Source organism: Streptomonospora litoralis, assembly GCF_004323735.1.
GTDB lineage: Bacteria > Actinomycetota > Actinomycetes > Streptosporangiales > Streptosporangiaceae > Streptomonospora > Streptomonospora litoralis.
Genome location: NZ_CP036455.1, coordinates 3,616,570 through 3,631,370, shown reverse-complemented (window position 1 = coordinate 3,631,370; position 14,801 = coordinate 3,616,570). Strand labels below are relative to the sequence as shown.

General features: G+C 73.2%; 11 protein-coding genes. 3 read left to right on the top strand and 8 right to left on the bottom strand.

The window, feature by feature from the left end; all coding sequences use genetic code 11:
- Position 1 precedes the first annotated feature (1 nt).
- Entirely contained in the window at positions 2-1,969 is a 1,968-nt protein-coding gene (locus tag EKD16_RS15240; RefSeq protein WP_131098997.1) for a heavy metal translocating P-type ATPase, read from the bottom strand.
- Positions 1,970-2,071: 102 nt separating this feature from the next.
- Between EKD16_RS15240 and EKD16_RS15235 the strand changes: the two genes are divergently transcribed.
- Positions 2,072-2,467 (top strand): ArsR/SmtB family transcription factor, encoded by a 396-nt coding sequence (locus tag EKD16_RS15235; protein ID WP_131098996.1) that lies wholly within the window; start codon positions 2,072-2,074, stop codon positions 2,465-2,467.
- A gap of 264 nt (positions 2,468-2,731) precedes the next feature.
- Positions 2,732-4,171 carry an MDR family MFS transporter gene (locus EKD16_RS15230; protein ID WP_131098995.1) on the top strand — a complete coding sequence of 480 codons (1,440 nt, stop codon included), beginning with the start codon at positions 2,732-2,734 and terminating at the stop codon, positions 4,169-4,171.
- 70 nt (positions 4,172-4,241) lie between these two features.
- Here the strand turns inward: EKD16_RS15230 and EKD16_RS15225 are convergent, their stop codons facing one another.
- From EKD16_RS15225 to EKD16_RS15215, 3 genes are all read right to left on the bottom strand, one after another.
- Complete coding sequence (locus EKD16_RS15225) at positions 4,242-5,303, bottom strand: type III polyketide synthase (protein WP_131098994.1); 1,062 nt, start codon at positions 5,301-5,303, stop codon at positions 4,242-4,244.
- 212 nt (positions 5,304-5,515) lie between these two features.
- Positions 5,516-6,691, bottom strand: a complete 1,176-nt coding sequence (locus tag EKD16_RS15220; protein ID WP_131098993.1) for an FAD-dependent oxidoreductase — start codon at positions 6,689-6,691, stop codon at positions 5,516-5,518.
- Positions 6,692-6,820: 129 nt separating this feature from the next.
- Positions 6,821-7,699, bottom strand: a complete 879-nt coding sequence (locus EKD16_RS15215; protein WP_131098992.1) for a LysR family transcriptional regulator — start codon at positions 7,697-7,699, stop codon at positions 6,821-6,823.
- A gap of 161 nt (positions 7,700-7,860) precedes the next feature.
- Here EKD16_RS15215 and EKD16_RS15210 point away from each other — a divergent pair, with 161 nt between their 5' ends.
- Positions 7,861-8,823: an NADP-dependent oxidoreductase gene (locus EKD16_RS15210; protein ID WP_165498583.1), complete on the top strand. Its 963-nt coding sequence runs from the start codon at positions 7,861-7,863 to the stop codon at positions 8,821-8,823.
- Positions 8,824-8,938: 115 nt separating this feature from the next.
- On the opposite strand, the gene EKD16_RS15205 is transcribed toward EKD16_RS15210, so the two are convergent.
- The 4 genes from EKD16_RS15205 to EKD16_RS15190 all read right to left on the bottom strand — a co-directional run bounded on the left by EKD16_RS15205 (position 8,939) and on the right by EKD16_RS15190 (position 14,776).
- Positions 8,939-11,041, bottom strand: a complete 2,103-nt coding sequence (locus tag EKD16_RS15205) for a cellulose binding domain-containing protein (protein ID WP_131098990.1) — start codon at positions 11,039-11,041, stop codon at positions 8,939-8,941.
- Positions 11,042-11,552: 511 nt separating this feature from the next.
- Complete coding sequence (locus tag EKD16_RS15200) at positions 11,553-12,377, bottom strand: SAM-dependent methyltransferase (RefSeq protein ID WP_131098989.1); 825 nt, start codon at positions 12,375-12,377, stop codon at positions 11,553-11,555.
- A gap of 434 nt (positions 12,378-12,811) precedes the next feature.
- Positions 12,812-13,474: a sulfotransferase family protein gene (locus tag EKD16_RS15195; protein ID WP_131098988.1), complete on the bottom strand. Its 663-nt coding sequence runs from the start codon at positions 13,472-13,474 to the stop codon at positions 12,812-12,814.
- A 33-nt stretch (positions 13,475-13,507) separates the two neighbouring features.
- The gene (locus EKD16_RS15190; RefSeq protein ID WP_131098987.1) at positions 13,508-14,776 is read right to left on the bottom strand and encodes an activator-dependent family glycosyltransferase; all 1,269 of its coding nucleotides are present in this window, start codon (positions 14,774-14,776) and stop codon (positions 13,508-13,510) included.
- Positions 14,777-14,801 lie beyond the last annotated feature (25 nt).

The window sequence follows — 14,801 nt, the reverse complement described above, 5'->3', positions numbered from 1 at the left end:
ACTACTCGTCGGCCTGTGCCCGGCGCCAGGCCCCTTCGCCCAGCAGGCGCAGGCCGTTGAGCGCGACCAGCACGGTGGAGCCCTCGTGGCCGGCCACGGCCAGCGGCAGCGGCAGGGTGCCCGCCAGGTCCCAGGCGACCAGTCCGGCGATGAACACCGCCGCGATCACCAGGTTCTGGGCGACCAGCCGGCGGGCGCGGCGGGCCAGCGACAGGGCGGTGGGCACGGCGGCCAGGTCGTCGCCGACCACGACGGCGTCGGCGGTCTCCAGAGCGAGGTCGGAGCCGGCGCGGCCCATGGCGATCGAGGTGTGCGCGGCGGCCAGGGCGGGCGCGTCGTTGATCCCGTCGCCCACCATCAGCACGCGGTGTCCGGCTTCCTCGAAACCGTGCACCGCGGCGACCTTGTCCTCGGGCAGCAGCCCGGAGCGTGCCTCGCCGATGCCCGCCTGGGCGGCCACCAGTTCGGCGGCGCGCGGGTTGTCCCCGGTCAGCAGCACCGGTTCGGTGCCGGTCAGAGCGCGCAGCCGGGCGACGGCGTCGGCGGCACCGGGACGCATGCGGTCGGCGACGCCGAGCAGGCCCACCGGCCGCCCGTCGGCGAGCACGACCACCGCGGTTTTGCCGGTGTCCTCCAGCGCCGCGGCCCCGGACCGTGCCCGCGCGGCGCCGGGTGCCGCGTCGTCCACCAGGCGCTGCGGCGCGCCCACGGCGACGTCGCGGCCCGCGACCACGGCGCGCACGCCGCGGCCCACGGCCGCGGAGAAGTCCGCGGCCGTCTCGACGGCGACACCGCGCTCGCGGGCGGCGGCGACCACGGCGCGGGCCAGCGGGTGCTCGCTGGGGTGCTCGGCGGCGGCCGCGAGCGCCAGCACCTCCTCGGCGGCGAAGTCGTCGGTCAGCGGCAGGATGTCGCTCACCCGGGGAGCGCCTTCGGTGAGCGTCCCGGTCTTGTCCAGCGCCGCCCGGTCGCTGCGGGCGAGCCGCTCCAGGGCGCGGGCGGACTTGACCAGGACCCCGTGGCGCCCGGCGTTGGCGATCGCCGCGAGCATCGGCGGCATGGTGGCCAGCACCAGCGCGCACGGCGAGGCCACGATCATGAACGTCATCGCCCGCAGCAGGGTGGGCTCCAGCGCTGCGCCCCACAGCAGCGGCACGGTGAACAGGGCGAGCGTGGCGGCGACCATGCCCACCGAGTAGCGCTGCTCCACGCGTTCGATGAACAGCTGGGTGGCGGCCTTGGTCCGGGAGGCGTCGTCCACCATGGCCGCGATGCGGGCGATCACGGTGTCGGCGGGATCGCGTTCCACGGCCACGCGCAGGTGCCCGGTGCCGTTGAGGGTGCCGGCGAAGACGGTGTCGCCGATCTCTTTGACCGCGGGCAGCGGCTCGCCGGTGACCGCGGCCTGGTCGACCTCGCTCGCCCCGTCGGTGACGCGGCCGTCGGCGCCGACCCGCTCGCCCGGGCGGACGAGCACGGTGTCGCCGATGCGCAGCTCGGCCGCTGCGACCGGCTCCTCGGCGCCGTCGGCGGCCAGGCGCACGGCGCGCTGGGGTGCGAGGTCGAGCAGGCCGCGCACGGAGTCCGCGGTGCGGGCGGTGGCGATCGCCTCCAGTGCGCCGGAGGTGGCGAAGATGACGATGAGCAGCGCGCCGTCGAGGACCTGGCCGATCGCGGCGGCGCCGAGGGCGGCGGCGACCATGAGCAGGTCGACGTCCAGGCGCTTCTCCCGCAGCGCCTTGAGCCCTTCCAGTGCGGGTTCCCAGCCGCCGGATGCGTAGGCCAGTGCGTAGAGCGGGCCCCACGTCCAGGCGGGTGCGCCGAGCAGGTCCAGCGGCAGGGCGGTCAGGAACAGCGCGAGCGCGGCGGCGGCCCAGCGGGCTTCGGGCAGCGCGAGCAGCCGGGTGCGGCGCCGCGGGGCGGCGGTGCGTCCGCCCCCGGCGGGCGGACGGGTGGTCAGAAGCGGCACGGCGGGTCCTTGCTGTCGGGAAGGCGCACGGACCCGGCCAGCTTACAGGAAAGGATGAACAATGATTCATGCGTTCATCTGCGGGTCGGTAGCATAGGCCCCATGGGTCATCGAGTCACCGCCGCGGCGCAGCCCGCCGTCCGTACCCGCCTTGATGCGGCCGACGCCGAGCAGGTGGCCACGACGCTGCAGGCACTGGCGACGCCGTCGCGGCTGCTGATCCTGGCCCGGCTGCGCGAGGGTCCGCTCCCGGCCACCGCCCTGGCCGCCGAGGTCGGCCTGGAGCAGTCCGCCTGCTCCCACCAGCTCCGGCTGCTGCGCAACCTCGGCCTGGTCGCCGGCACCCGCCAGGGCCGCTCGGTGGTCTACTCCCTCTACGACGACCACGTGGCCGGCCTGCTGGACCAGGCCCTGTACCACATCGAACACCTGCGCCTGGGCCCCCAACCGCCCGACGCCCCCGAGCCCGACGACACCGAGCCCGCCCCCGGCCGCTGACCGGCGCGCCCGGGTCGGCGGCCGGGCCGGGGCCGCGCGGGGGGCTCCGGGCTCCGCGGGAAACGAGATTTTGCTCTCGCCACGTCGCAGGAGTGCGGCATCCAGGTAGCGGCACCTGGTAGGGCACACTGGTGGCGCCCTTGCGCCGACCGCAGCGGGAGCCGGCGTTTCGGGAGCCAGGAGCCACCGTGTGGTCGTCCGCGATGCTGCGGCCCAAGCCGTGCCGCCCGCATCGTCACCGCTCAAGGAAGGCGGAGCCGTCTGTTGCCTCGTGTCGAGTACAAGTGGCTGGTCGCGGTCACGTTCGTGTTCGGTCTGATCATGCAGATCCTGGACGTCACCATCCTCAACGTGGCGCTTGCGACCCTGGGGCGCGAGTTCGGCGTCGACGAGACCACCCTGCAGTGGGTGCTGACCGGCTACATGATCAGCCTCGCGGTGTTCATCCCCGCCTCCGGCTGGATCAGCGACCGGTTCGGCAGCAAGCGGACCTTCCAGCTGGCCGTACTCGTCTTCACCGCCGCGTCCGTGCTGTGCGGATTCGCCACCGGAATCGGCTGGCTGATCGCCGCCCGGGTGCTGCAAGGCGTGGGCGGAGGCATGCTCGTCCCGGTCGGCCAGGCGATGCTCTTCCGCGCCTTCCCCGCCGAGGAGCGGGCGACGGCGTCGGCGGTGCTGATGATCCCCACGAGCATCGCCCCCGCCCTGGGGCCGGTTCTGGGCGGCTTCCTGGTCGAATACGCCAGCTGGCGCTGGATCTTCTTCATCAACGTGCCCGTCGGGACGCTGGCGCTGCTGTTCACCGTCCTGTTCCTGCGCGAAGAGAAGCAGGAGAGTGCCGGCGGCTTCGACGTCGCCGGATTCGTGCTCGCCGGGGCCGGGTTGGCGAGCCTGCTGGCCACTCTGGAGCGCGGGGCCCAGCAGGGCTGGGGCGAGCCGTCGGTGTGGATCGGGCTCATCGTCGCCCCCGTGCTCCTCGGCCTGTTCGTCTGGCGGGAGCTCACGGCCCGGGAACCGATGCTGGACCTGCGCCTGCTGGGGCAGCGGCTGTTCGGTGCGGGCAACGCGACGCTGCTGTGCCTCACCGCCGCCATGTTCGGCGTGCTGTTCCTGGTGCCGCTCTACATGCAGAACCTGCGCGGCGCCTCCGCACTGGACGCCGGGCTCGTGCTGATGCCGCAGGCACTGGGCATGGTCGTCACCACGCAGTTCGTCAGCCGCGTCTACCCGCGCGTCGGACCGCGACGGCTGCTGTTGGCGGGCCTGACCCTGATCGGCGGCCTCTCCCTGTCGTTCCAGTTGGTGGGCCTGTCGACGCCGTACTGGGTCCTCGGCGCGATGATGTTCGTCCAGGGGATCGGCATGGGCATGTCCATGGTCCCGCTCCAGGCCGCGGCCTTCGCCCGGACCGCCACGCAATCCATGGGCCGGGCGACGTCGTTGTTCAACGCCAGCCGCCAGGTCGCCACCGCCACCGGTGTCGCGGTGCTGTCGACCGTGCTGGTGATCCGCACCCAGGCCGAGACCGCGGCCCTGGGTGCGGCGGCGTCGAGCGCGGCTCGGGCCCAAGCCCGGATGGACGCCTACCACGGCGCTTTCCTGGCGGCCGTCGTCTTCGCCGTCCTCGGGCTGTTCGTGGTCTCCCTCATCCGCGACTCCGACGCCGCACCCAGCATGCGGCGCGGCACGGCGGCCCGGCGGTAGTCCGTGTAGCGGGGCGCGGGCCGCCGTCGCCGTGCTTCGTCCGGCGCCGCGTGCGCAGCCCCGCCGGCGCTCACCAGCGCAGCAGGACCAGGTCGGCGGAGAAGCCCGGCCCCAGTGCCATCAGCACGCCGGGTTCGCCCTCGGCCGGGCGGTGGTCCGCGATCGTCCTCTCCAGCACGTCGAGCACCGACACCGAGGACAGGTTCCCCAATTGCCGGAGGGACTGCCAGGTGACGTCCAACTCGCCGTGGCCGAAGTCGAGGACCTCGCTGATCTTGTCGAGCACCTTGGGGCCGCCGGGGTGGCACACCCACGACGACACGTCCTTTCGCGAGAGCCCGTGGTCGCCGAGGAAGGCGGCCACGTCGTCGGCGAGGACGGCCTCCACGTGGTCCGCCAGGTCGGCGGCGAGGACCGTGCGGAAGCCGTGCTCGCCGATCTCCCAGCCCATCAGGCGCTCGGTGCCGGGGTAGAGCCTGCTGCCGGAGGCCGTGACGCGTGGCCCCCGCCTGATTGCGGAGCCGCGCTCGGCGGCCTGTTCGCCCAGCGCCACCACGGCCGTGACGCCGTCGCCGAACAGGCCGCTGGCCACCAGGTTCGCCGTGGAGGTGTCGTCTCGCTGCAGGGTCAGCGAGCACAACTCGATGCACACCAGCATGGCCACCTGGTCCGGCCGGCCGAGCAGGTAGTCGTGCAGTCGCGCCAGTCCGGCGGCGCCGGCGGAGCAGCCCAGCCCGAACACCGGGACGCGCTTGACGTCCGCCCGCAGCCCCGCGCGCTTGGCCAGGCCCACATCCGGGGTGGGGGTGGCTACGCCCGTGGAATAGCACACGACGAGCTGGTCCACCTCGCGCGCCTGTACCCCGGCGCTCTCCAGAGCCGCCCGCATGGCGCGCTCGCCCAGGTCGAGCGCGTTGTCGATGAAGGCGTCGTTGGCGGTGGTGAAGTCGTTCAGCTTCGGATACTCCTCCAGCGGCCACACCAGCGGCCGCCCACTCACCTGGGTGGCGGCATGGAAGCGGCGCAGCAGCCGCTCATCGGCGTCCGTCCACCGCGCCATGGCGTCGGTGATCTCCTCCTGGCTGTAGTAGTGCTCCGGAAGCACCGTCCGTACGGCCCCGACACGCATCATGTCTCCCAGCTCGACTCCGGACCCCCGACCGCGCCGGCGCCTCCTGGCGGTTACGCCCGGTGCACGACGAGGAGGGCGATCGCGCCACCGAGTCCGCTACCCCGCAACCCCCGCGCTAACGACCGCGCATGCCCGGAACCGGCCCGATCCGGCTGCCCGGCACGGCCGAGGCGTCCGCGACCGACGGCCGCACCCCGCCTCCGGCCGGCGCACTACAGCCGTGCGGAGAGCGGGCGGGACAGCTCGTCGGCCTGGCGGGTGAAGAACCGGTCGAAGACCCGCGTGTGTGCGGCCAGCGCGTTGCGCGTCCGGCGCACCAGGGGGTTGGGAGTCAGCACCAGCCGCTGCGCCAGAGCGGCCTCGCGCCGGGCGCGGTGGACCGGGCGGCGGCGCCGCCGGCGAAAGCCCGCCAGCGCCTGCGGCGCCCGGGCGGCCGGGGCCGGGCCGGTGAGTTCGTCGGCCAGCACCCAGGCGTCCTCCAGAGCCAGGGTGGCGCCCATCCCGATGACCGGATGCAGAGCGTGGCCGGCGTCGCCGATCAGCGCGACGCGCCCGCGGGCGAACCGCGGCGGGGCCACAGCGCGGTTGCGGTCGAAGAAGACGTCCCCGCCCGTGCGGGCGAGGTGGTCGAGGACTTCGGGCAGCACCCATTCGTGCGCGCGGCTGCGCAGGTAGCCGAGCGGGTCGCCGACGTCGGCGTCGGCGGGCACGGGCATCGCCAGGGTCGCCATCCGCGCCCCGGAGACGCCGGCGATCAGGAACGCCTTGCCGTCCTCGCCCCACATCTCGGTGAAGCCGTCGGGCACGTCGACGCCCTCGGGCACCCAGAACGCCCAGGCCGCGGTGCCGAGATCGGCGGCGCCGCCTCCGCCGGCCGACTCACGCACCCGCGAGTGCACCCCGTCCGCGCCGACCAGGACGTCGGCCTCCTCCTCGGTGCCGTCCGACAGCACGGCGGTCGTCCGGCCGTTGCTGTGGCGCACATCCTCGACGGCGATGCCCGTCCGGATCTCGGCGTCGGGGACCCGGGCGCGTAGCGCGTCGTGCAGGTCGGCGCGGTGCACGACGGTGAACGGGCGCTGCGCCGCGCGGGCGCCGTCGCCGGTCTCCTCGGCGGAGGCCGGCTGGTCGGTGGACAGGGCGCGCAGCAAGCGGCCGGACGCGTCGCGCAACTGCCAGTGGCCGACCGGAACCCCGGCCTGTGCGACGGCGTCGGCGGCTCCGGCCTGCTCCAGAACCTGCCAGGCGTTGCTCCACAGGCCGATGCCGTAGCCCAGCCGACCGAAACTCCGCGCCCGTTCGAGCGAGCGGACCTCATGGCCCGCGTCCCGGAGCAGCCGGTGCAGGCACAGACCCGCCAGACCCGCCCCGGCGATGAGTACACGCATTCCCTCGCTCCTTCACCCCCACGGGCGGGCGTTTCGAATCCGCCTCGACCGGGTCGGCGATGCCCGGTGTGCCGGAAGGCGTTGCGGCTCCCGGCCCCGCGCCGCTCGTGCGGGGACCCCGCCAGGCTCTCACCGACCGTATCGATCGCGCGCGAGTGCCACAAAGGCGCGCATCAGCGGACTCCGGGCGGGCGGGAGCCACGCGAGCGCGGACTGGCAGGGCGGGATGTCGGTGACCGGGACGAAGACCACGTCGTCGCGGTCGTAGTGGTCGCGGATGGAGGACGGGACGAGTCCGACGCCGTGCCCGGCGGCGGCGTGTTCGAGCTTCTCCTCGACCGTGTCGACGGCGGGGCCGTAGACCGCGGGTGAGCCGTCCGGGCGCGGATCCACGGCGGAGAACCGGGCCCAGGCCCGCGGCGCCCGGTGGTGCCCGATCACCGGCTCCTCGCCCAGGTCGAGTATGGACAGCGCGCTTCGCCCCGCCGCCGGGTGCCCGCGGGGCAGCACCGCGAGCCGCGTCTGCTCGGCGAGGACCTCGACGCGTATGTCGGCTTCCTCGATGGGCGGGCAGACGAAGGCGATGTCGGCACGCCCGTCGCGCAGGCACGCGGTCTGGTCGAACCAGTCGTAGCGCTTCACGTCGACGCCGGCCGCGGGGTACTCCCGCTCGAACGCGCGCAGCAGGGCCGGCTGGATCGCGCCGGTCATGAAGCCCACGCGCAGCACCCCGCTCGTGCGCTCACCCACCGCCCTGGCGCGCCGCAGCCCGGCGCGCGCCTGCTCCAGCGCCGTCCGCGCCTGCGGAAGCAGTGCCTCGCCCGCGGGGGTGAGCCGCACCCGCCGGCTGGTGCGGTCGAACAGGGACACCCCGAGGTCGGACTCCAGCTTCGCGATCTGCTTGGACAGGGCGGGCTGGGCGACGCGCAACCGGACGGCGGCCTCACCGAAGTGCAGCTCCTCGGCCACGGCCACGAAGGAGCGCAGCAGCCGGAAATCCGGTTCCATGCCTTCAGTTTATCGATCGCAGCCCTGCGGGACTTGGACGGCCGTGCCGTGGGGCGGCGACGCTGGTCGCGTTCGCGCCGAGGGGCGGACCGCCGTTCTCGGGGCGGGACGGATGCGTGGCGACGAGCGGGATGCCGACGACGAGCGAAGGGAGTGCCGGCATGCGTGCGATGGCGATCGAGAGGTTCGGAGGAGCGGAACAGCTGGGCACGGCCCGGCTCCCGGTCCCCGAGACCGGGCCCGGACACATCCTCCTCCGCAACGCCGCCGCAGGCGTCGGCTACTGGGACGTGATGGCCCGCGAGGGCCGTTTCGGCGCGATGGAGTTTCCCTACGTCCCCGGGTTGGAGTCCGCCGGCGTCGTGGAGCGCGTCGGAGCCGGCGTCACGGACTTCCAGCCGGGTGACGAGGTCTACGCGTTCGACGTCCCCGGCGGGGGATACGCCGAGTTGCGCGCCGTTTCGGCCGACGCCGCCGCCCGCAGACCGGAGTCGCTGTCGGCGCAGGAAGCCGCGGGGGTACCGGTTGCCGCGACGACGGCCCACCAGGCGCTCGTCGACGTTCTCGGCGTCGAGCGAGGGGAGGCGGTCCTGGTCACCGGTGCCGCCGGCGGCGTCGGTGCCTTCGCCGTCCAGATCGCGGCCCGGCTCCTGGGGGCGCGGGTGGTCGGCACGGCGAGCGCGCCCGACCACCCCGCGGTCCGGGAGTCGGGCGCGACGGCCGCCGTCGACTACCGGGACGACGCCTGGCCCCAAGCGGTGCGCGACGCCGCCGGGGGAGGGGTCGACGCGATGCTGGACTGCGCCGGGGGCGAGGTGCGGCCACAGGTGCTGCTGCGCGGATTCGAGGCGGTGCGCGACGGCGGGCGCGCCGTCTACATCCCCTCGCTGGAGGACGAGCCGCGGCCGGGGACCGAGCCGGTGCCGCCGCGCGGGATCCGCGCCCGTTTCCTCGGCGCCGAACCGGACGGCCGGCTGCTCGCCTCGCTCGCCCGCCTCTTCGACGACGGCCGGCTCCGGTCCCCGCGGCAGCAGGTGCTGCCGCTTTCGGATGCCCACCGGGCCCACGAACTCGTCGCATCCGGTGGCACCCGCGGCAGGCTCGTCCTCTCGGTGGACGGATGACACAGGGCGCTCGCCGGCGCTTCGGGGAGGTCCGTCTGGAGCCGGGGGCGGCCGGAAGCCGCCGCTGAGGCGGGACGGGAGGCACACCGCCCGTCCCGCCGGGACCGGGCCCTGCTCAGTCGCCGGCCGTGCGGCAGACCGTGCCGTTGAGGGTGAAGGTGGTGGGCGCGGGGTTGGCGCCGTCGTTGGCACCGACGAACCCGAAGGTCGCGGTGGAGCCGCCGTCGGGAGCCAGGGTGGCGTTCTGGCCGTTGTCGGTGACGTGGACGCGCCGCCCGTCGCTGCTCACCTGCGCGTTCCAGGCGCTTTGCAGCGACTGCCCGGTCTCGGGCCAGGTGAAGTCCAGGCTCCACCCGTTGATCGGTGTGTCGGCGAGGTTGGAGACGGTGACCGTGGCGACGAAGCCGCTGCTCCAGCTGTTGTCCACGCTGTAGTTCACCTGGCAGGTGCTGTCCTGCGGTGACGTGGTGGCGACGGTCAGGGGCTCGGAGGGCCGGGAGAGGTGCCCGGCCGCGTCGCGGGCCAGCACGTTGACGCTGTGTTCGGAGCCCGGGGGCAGGTTGTTCAGGGTCACCGAGGTGGAGGTGGTGGTGGCCAGGAGCTGGGCGTTGGCGCCGAGCTGCTCGTAGACCTCGTAGCGCACCGGCGTGCCGCGGGTGGCGGCGGGCCAGCTCCGTGTGGCGGTGGTGCTGTCCGCGGCCGTGAGCTCGGGCGTGCCCGGGGCGCCCACCGCCGCCTCGCCGTTCTTCGGCGAGACGGTCACCGTGGTGATCGAGTAGGGCTTGAGGGTCATGGTGCCGTCGCCGGGGGCGGCGACCTCGGTGACGTCGCTGTCGCCGCGGGCGTAGCGGTGGACGACCGGCTGCCCGCCGTCGGGCGTGAATCCGGCGTAGTCGATGTCCACCGGGTGGGACGTGTCCTGGTCCTTGTTGATGAGCATGACGCTCAGGTCGCCGTCGTCCTGGTGCACGGCGTGGACCGCGACGTCCTCGCTGCCGGAGGAGGAGGCGACCATGGTGTCGCCGGGGCGGCCGAGGTCGGTGAGGGCTTTGATGCCGTAGTAGGGGTGGAAGGGCGTGTTGACCGGCGGCTGGCAGACGTCGTCGATGCAGCCGCCGCTGGAGAGCAGCCCGAAGTCGTTGAACCCGAGTTCGCCGTCCACCCGGTTCACCTCGGTGGGGCCGTTGTGGACGTTCCACCAGTCGATGTTGAAGACGCCGTTCTCCATAGCGGTCATGTACACGTGCGGCGCGAACAGGCCGGCGGGGCGGCTGTTCATCTGCACTTTGGTGTTGACCTCGGTCAGCGCGATGCCGATCTCGGACGAGCGCTCCCCGGCGTGGTGGTCGAGCTGCCGGCGGACCTGGCGCAGCTGGCCCGGCAGGCGCCGGACCCGGTCCAGCGCCTCGTCGGCGGTGGAGCCGCCGGGATAGGAGTGCACCACGGCGAAGTCGATGGTGTCGGCGACGCGGGAGAGCACGGTGTTGTTCCAGTCGGCGGAGTCGCCGGGGCCGACGATCCCGTCGGGCCAGTCGCCCGGGGTGGTCAGCACCGCGCCGATCTCGATGGTCGGATCGACCGCCTTCATCGCCTCCGCGTAGTCGAGCAGGTTGCGCGCGTACTCCGCGGGGCTCTTGTCGGCGTGGTCATCCTCCTCCCAGCCGTTTCCGTAGTGGCCGTTGCCGTAGACCTCGTTGCCGATCTCCCAGTACTTGGCGTTGTAGTCGTTGGTGACGTTGGCGTAGCGCACCCACTCCGCGGCCTCTTCGGGGCTGCCGGTGCCGTAGTTCGCGATGATCATCGGCTGGGCTCCGGCCGCGCGCACCGTGCCCATGAAGGCGTCGAAGTCGGTGTTGGGCGCCACGTAGCCGCCGGGCGCGGTGTGGTCCTCCCAGTGGTAGATGTCGCCGTAGGACCCGCCCGGGTAGCGCATCACCCCGATGCCGGCGTCCTCCAGCAGCGTGGCGACCTCGGGGTCGTTCATGTGCGCGTCCCAGATCGCGTGGTTGACCCCGAACGCCGCCTCGTCGATGGTGCCCAGCCCCAGCTTCGCGTTGACCGAGACGTCGACGGGGGCCTCGTCGGGCGGGTCGGCGGCGGCCCGGGGCGGCTCGGCCGCCACCACGGTGGCGGCCAGGGCGGTACAGGTGAGTGCGGCGGCCAGTCCTATGGCGGCGCCGGGCCGCGACGGGGCGCGGCGCGGGACTGCGAGCTGCATGGGAACCGTCCTCGTGTAGGGGGGTCAAGAACGTGCGTGCTGCCACCCGAGAGGCCGCCGATGCGGCTCCTCCCGCCGTAACGCGCTCTGGGAGCGCTCCCGAAATCATCGGACACGGCCGGGGAGCCGTCAACGACCGCGCATGGGCGCCCCTGACGATCCCGGTTCATCCGGGGAAAGCCGGTACGAGGTGGAGGAACTGGCCGACCAGGTCGTGGACCTGCTCTTCGGAGGCTTGTCCGCCGCACCCGGCGACCGGTGAGCGGGGCGGAGCCGCCTGTTCAGCAGGCGGCCGGGAGCCGGAGACACCGGCCGACCGAGACCGCCGCGCCGTGGACGGACTGAAGTTCGCTGCCATCCTCGCGCCGCGTACGGCCGAAGCCACCCTCGCCGCCCGACCCGCCGACGCCGACGGGCGCGCGCCGGCCTCGCGGAACCCGCGCGGCTGCACCTCACTCTCGCACCGGCGGGCCCGGGGCGGTGAAAGCGGCGGAAACCGCGCCGAGGCCGCTCAGCCGACCCGGCCGACACCGCCGAACAGGTACACCTCGGGGGGCGTGCCGAGGCCGGTCGGCTCGGGGCGCCAGAGTGAGCAGGAGACCACCCCGGGCTCCAGCAGCTCCAAGCCCTCGAAGTAGCCCTCGATCTCCTGGCGGGTCCGGGCGCGGATCGGGGTGCCGCCGCGTTCGTTCATCTCGCGCATGACCCGCAGCATCGGCTCGCCGTGCACCTCTGCGGTGGAGTGGGTCAGGGCGAGGTGGCTGCCCGCGGGCAGGGCCTCGACGAGCCGGGCGACGAGCCGGTAGGACTCTTCGGAGTCCATGATGTGGTTGACCACGCCCAGCAGCATCAGCCCGACGGGGCGGCTGAAGTCCAGTGTCCGGGCGCTCTTCTGGAGAATGGTCTCGGGGTCGCGCAGATCCGCCTCGACGTAGTCCGTCGGGCCTTCGAGCGTGCTGGACAGCAGCGCGCGGGCGTGGAGCATGACGAGCGGGTCGTTGTCGACGTAGACGATCCGCGATTCCGGCGCCAGGTCTTGGGCCACCTCGTGGGTGTTGTCCATGGTCGGCAGGCCGGTGCCGACATCGAGAAACTGCCGGATCCCGGCGTCGAGGACCAGGTGGCGGATCACCCGGTTCAAGAAGGCCCGCTCGGCGCGCGCACCGACGGGGATGTCGGGGATGGTGTCGATCACCTCGTCCCCCGCGGCGCGGTCGGCGGCGTAGTTGTCTTCGCCGCCGAGCCAGTAGTTCCACACCCGGGACGAATGCGGCACCGAGAAGTCGATCGAGGAAGTGCCGTTCGAGGCGGCGGCGTCGGGTGCGTGCTCGCTCATGGCAAGGCCCATCACGTCTGCGGCGAATAGTTGCTCCCGACCGTTTCGCGCCCGCCCACCGCCGGTCAAGGCTGCCGACACAAGGAATCCCGGCGCGGGCTGAGCATCCCGGCACCGTGGGCCGCCCAAGATCATCGATGGGGCGCAGAACCCGTGGAGAGCCGGATGCGGTAAGAGTCGCATGTCCGGTTCGGTGAGCGGTCCGGGGAAACAGGTGCGGTATCGGGTACGGTCCGGCGCGCAGACCCGTCTATCGCGCTCGCCGGCTCACCGCCTCCGGCTGAAGCCCGTTGTCGTCCGTGGCTGTTCGTTTTCCGGTAGCGAATGCTCACGGGATGCGGACCGGCAGGGCCACGCCCAATCCGCCGGAGCGCCGCCGTGCCTGGGGCGGCGCCTCTCCGCTGTGGGGCGGGAGGCGCCGCCGCGGGGCCGTGTCACCGGGACGCGAGGAGCTTCTGGATGTGCTTGTTGGATTCCTGGCTGAAGTCGCCGCGCCGGTTTCGGCGGGGGAACTCCGTCTCGGGTTGGGGGACCTCCAGGAACTCGCACAAGGGCTTCCACCCCTGGCCGACCTCGTAGGTCAGCAGCCGCTCCGGCGGGATCTCCGCCTGGACCTCGGCGATGTGCCGCTTGTAGACCGAGATCAGGTGATCGCGGTCGTGCAGGGTGCGGTCGAAGACGCGCTCCTGCACGCTCTTCCGGTCCATCGCGAGGAAGGACCTCAGGTCGGGGCTCTGCCGTTCGGCGAGCCAGGTGAGCGGGCGCGTCAGCGGGCTCCGCTTGAAGATGGTGGCCTGGGTGCTCTCGTACCACCGCTGCGGGTCCCGGACCGTCAGCACCAGCTTCGCCTCGGGGTAGTGCTCGGCGAGTTCGCGCCAGTAGGCGGCGGTCGGCCAGTCCACCGCGGCGTTGTAACCGGCGAAGAGGCCGTCCCAGTCCGCCGAGCGGTCCTCGATGATGTCCAGCCACTGACGGATGCGCGGCGGATGCTCGGCGACCTCGTACATGTGGTCGCACGGCCCGTAGCCGAGCTCCTCCAGCGCCAGCTTGAGGGAGTAGGTACCGGTACGCCCGAAACCGACCCCTATGACCTTCATCGAATCAGTTCCCTCGCTCTCGCGCCGCCGCGCTCAGGTACGCGCCCGGTGCTTGTGCGTCAGGTCCTCCAGTTCGGCCACGATTCCGTGCGGAGTCGGGGTGTCGGCGATCCGCTGCTGAAGCCGCTGCGCTCCCTGGGCGATCGCGGGGTCCTCCAGCAGGCGCGACACCTGGTCGCGGATGCCCTCGGCGGTGGCGCCGGGCGCGTGCTGGTACAGCCCCGCCTCCGCCCGGCTGAGGTGCTGCGCCCGGACCCAGGCGTCGGCGTGCTTGATGGGCAGCAGTAGTTGCGGGGTGCCGCAGAGCCCGGCCGTCGACGCGGCGCCGAACCCGCCGTGGTGCACCACCGCCGAGCAGGTGGGCAGCAGCGTCTGGAACGGGACGAAGTCCACCAGCCGGACGTTGTCGGGCACGGGGCCGAGCTTCTCCTGCTCGCTCTCGGTCAGCACCGCGACCACCTCGACGTCGAGGTCGGCCACCGCCCGCACCGCCTCGGCGACGGGGAAGACGCTGCTGTTGAGCTTGGCGTCGAGCGAGCCCCGCCCCGACACGGCGACGCGCGGGCGCTCGGGCTGCTCGAAGACCCAGTCCGGGGTGAGGCGGCGCGTGTGGTACGGCACATAGCGCACGGGTACGCGCTGCAGCGGGAGGTCGAACTGGACGGGGTCGGGGACCTGGTCGATGGTCCACTGGCCGACGACGACCTCCTCGTCGAAGGTGCAGCCGTACTCCCGCAGCGACTCCGCGAGCCATTCGCCGAGCGGGTCGTGGCGCTCCTCGGGCGGCTGCTGCTCGGCGAGCCGGCGCCAGGTCTCGCGCATCGTGGAGTAGATGTCCACCGACCACAGCAGCCGCGCGTGGGCGGCTCCGACCACGCGGGCCGCGACGGCCCCGGCGTAGGTGATGGGGTCCCAGACGACGAGGTCGGGCTGCCACGCGCGGGCGTACTCCACCAGCCCGTCGAGGATCGGGGCGTTGAAGGGCTGGATCCCGTAGGGGACCGAGGCCTGGTACTTCAGCAGCACCTCCTCCCAGGTCAGCCGCTCGTCGAACGGGTCGCTCCAGTCGGCGATCTCGTTCTCGATCGAGCCGACCTCGTCTTCGGCGGACCGCAGCAGCTCGTCCATGCCGTGGTCCTCGCCCACCGCGACGGGGGGCAGCCCGGCCGAGGCGATGACCTCGGTCATCGCCGGTCCGCTGGCGACCCGCACGTCGTGGCCGGCCGCGAGCAGCGCCCAGGCCGTCGGCACCTGCGCATACAGGTGCGAGGGCTCGCCGACGGTTGCGAAAAGTACACGCATGATGCTCCTAGCGGGGGGTCGTGGG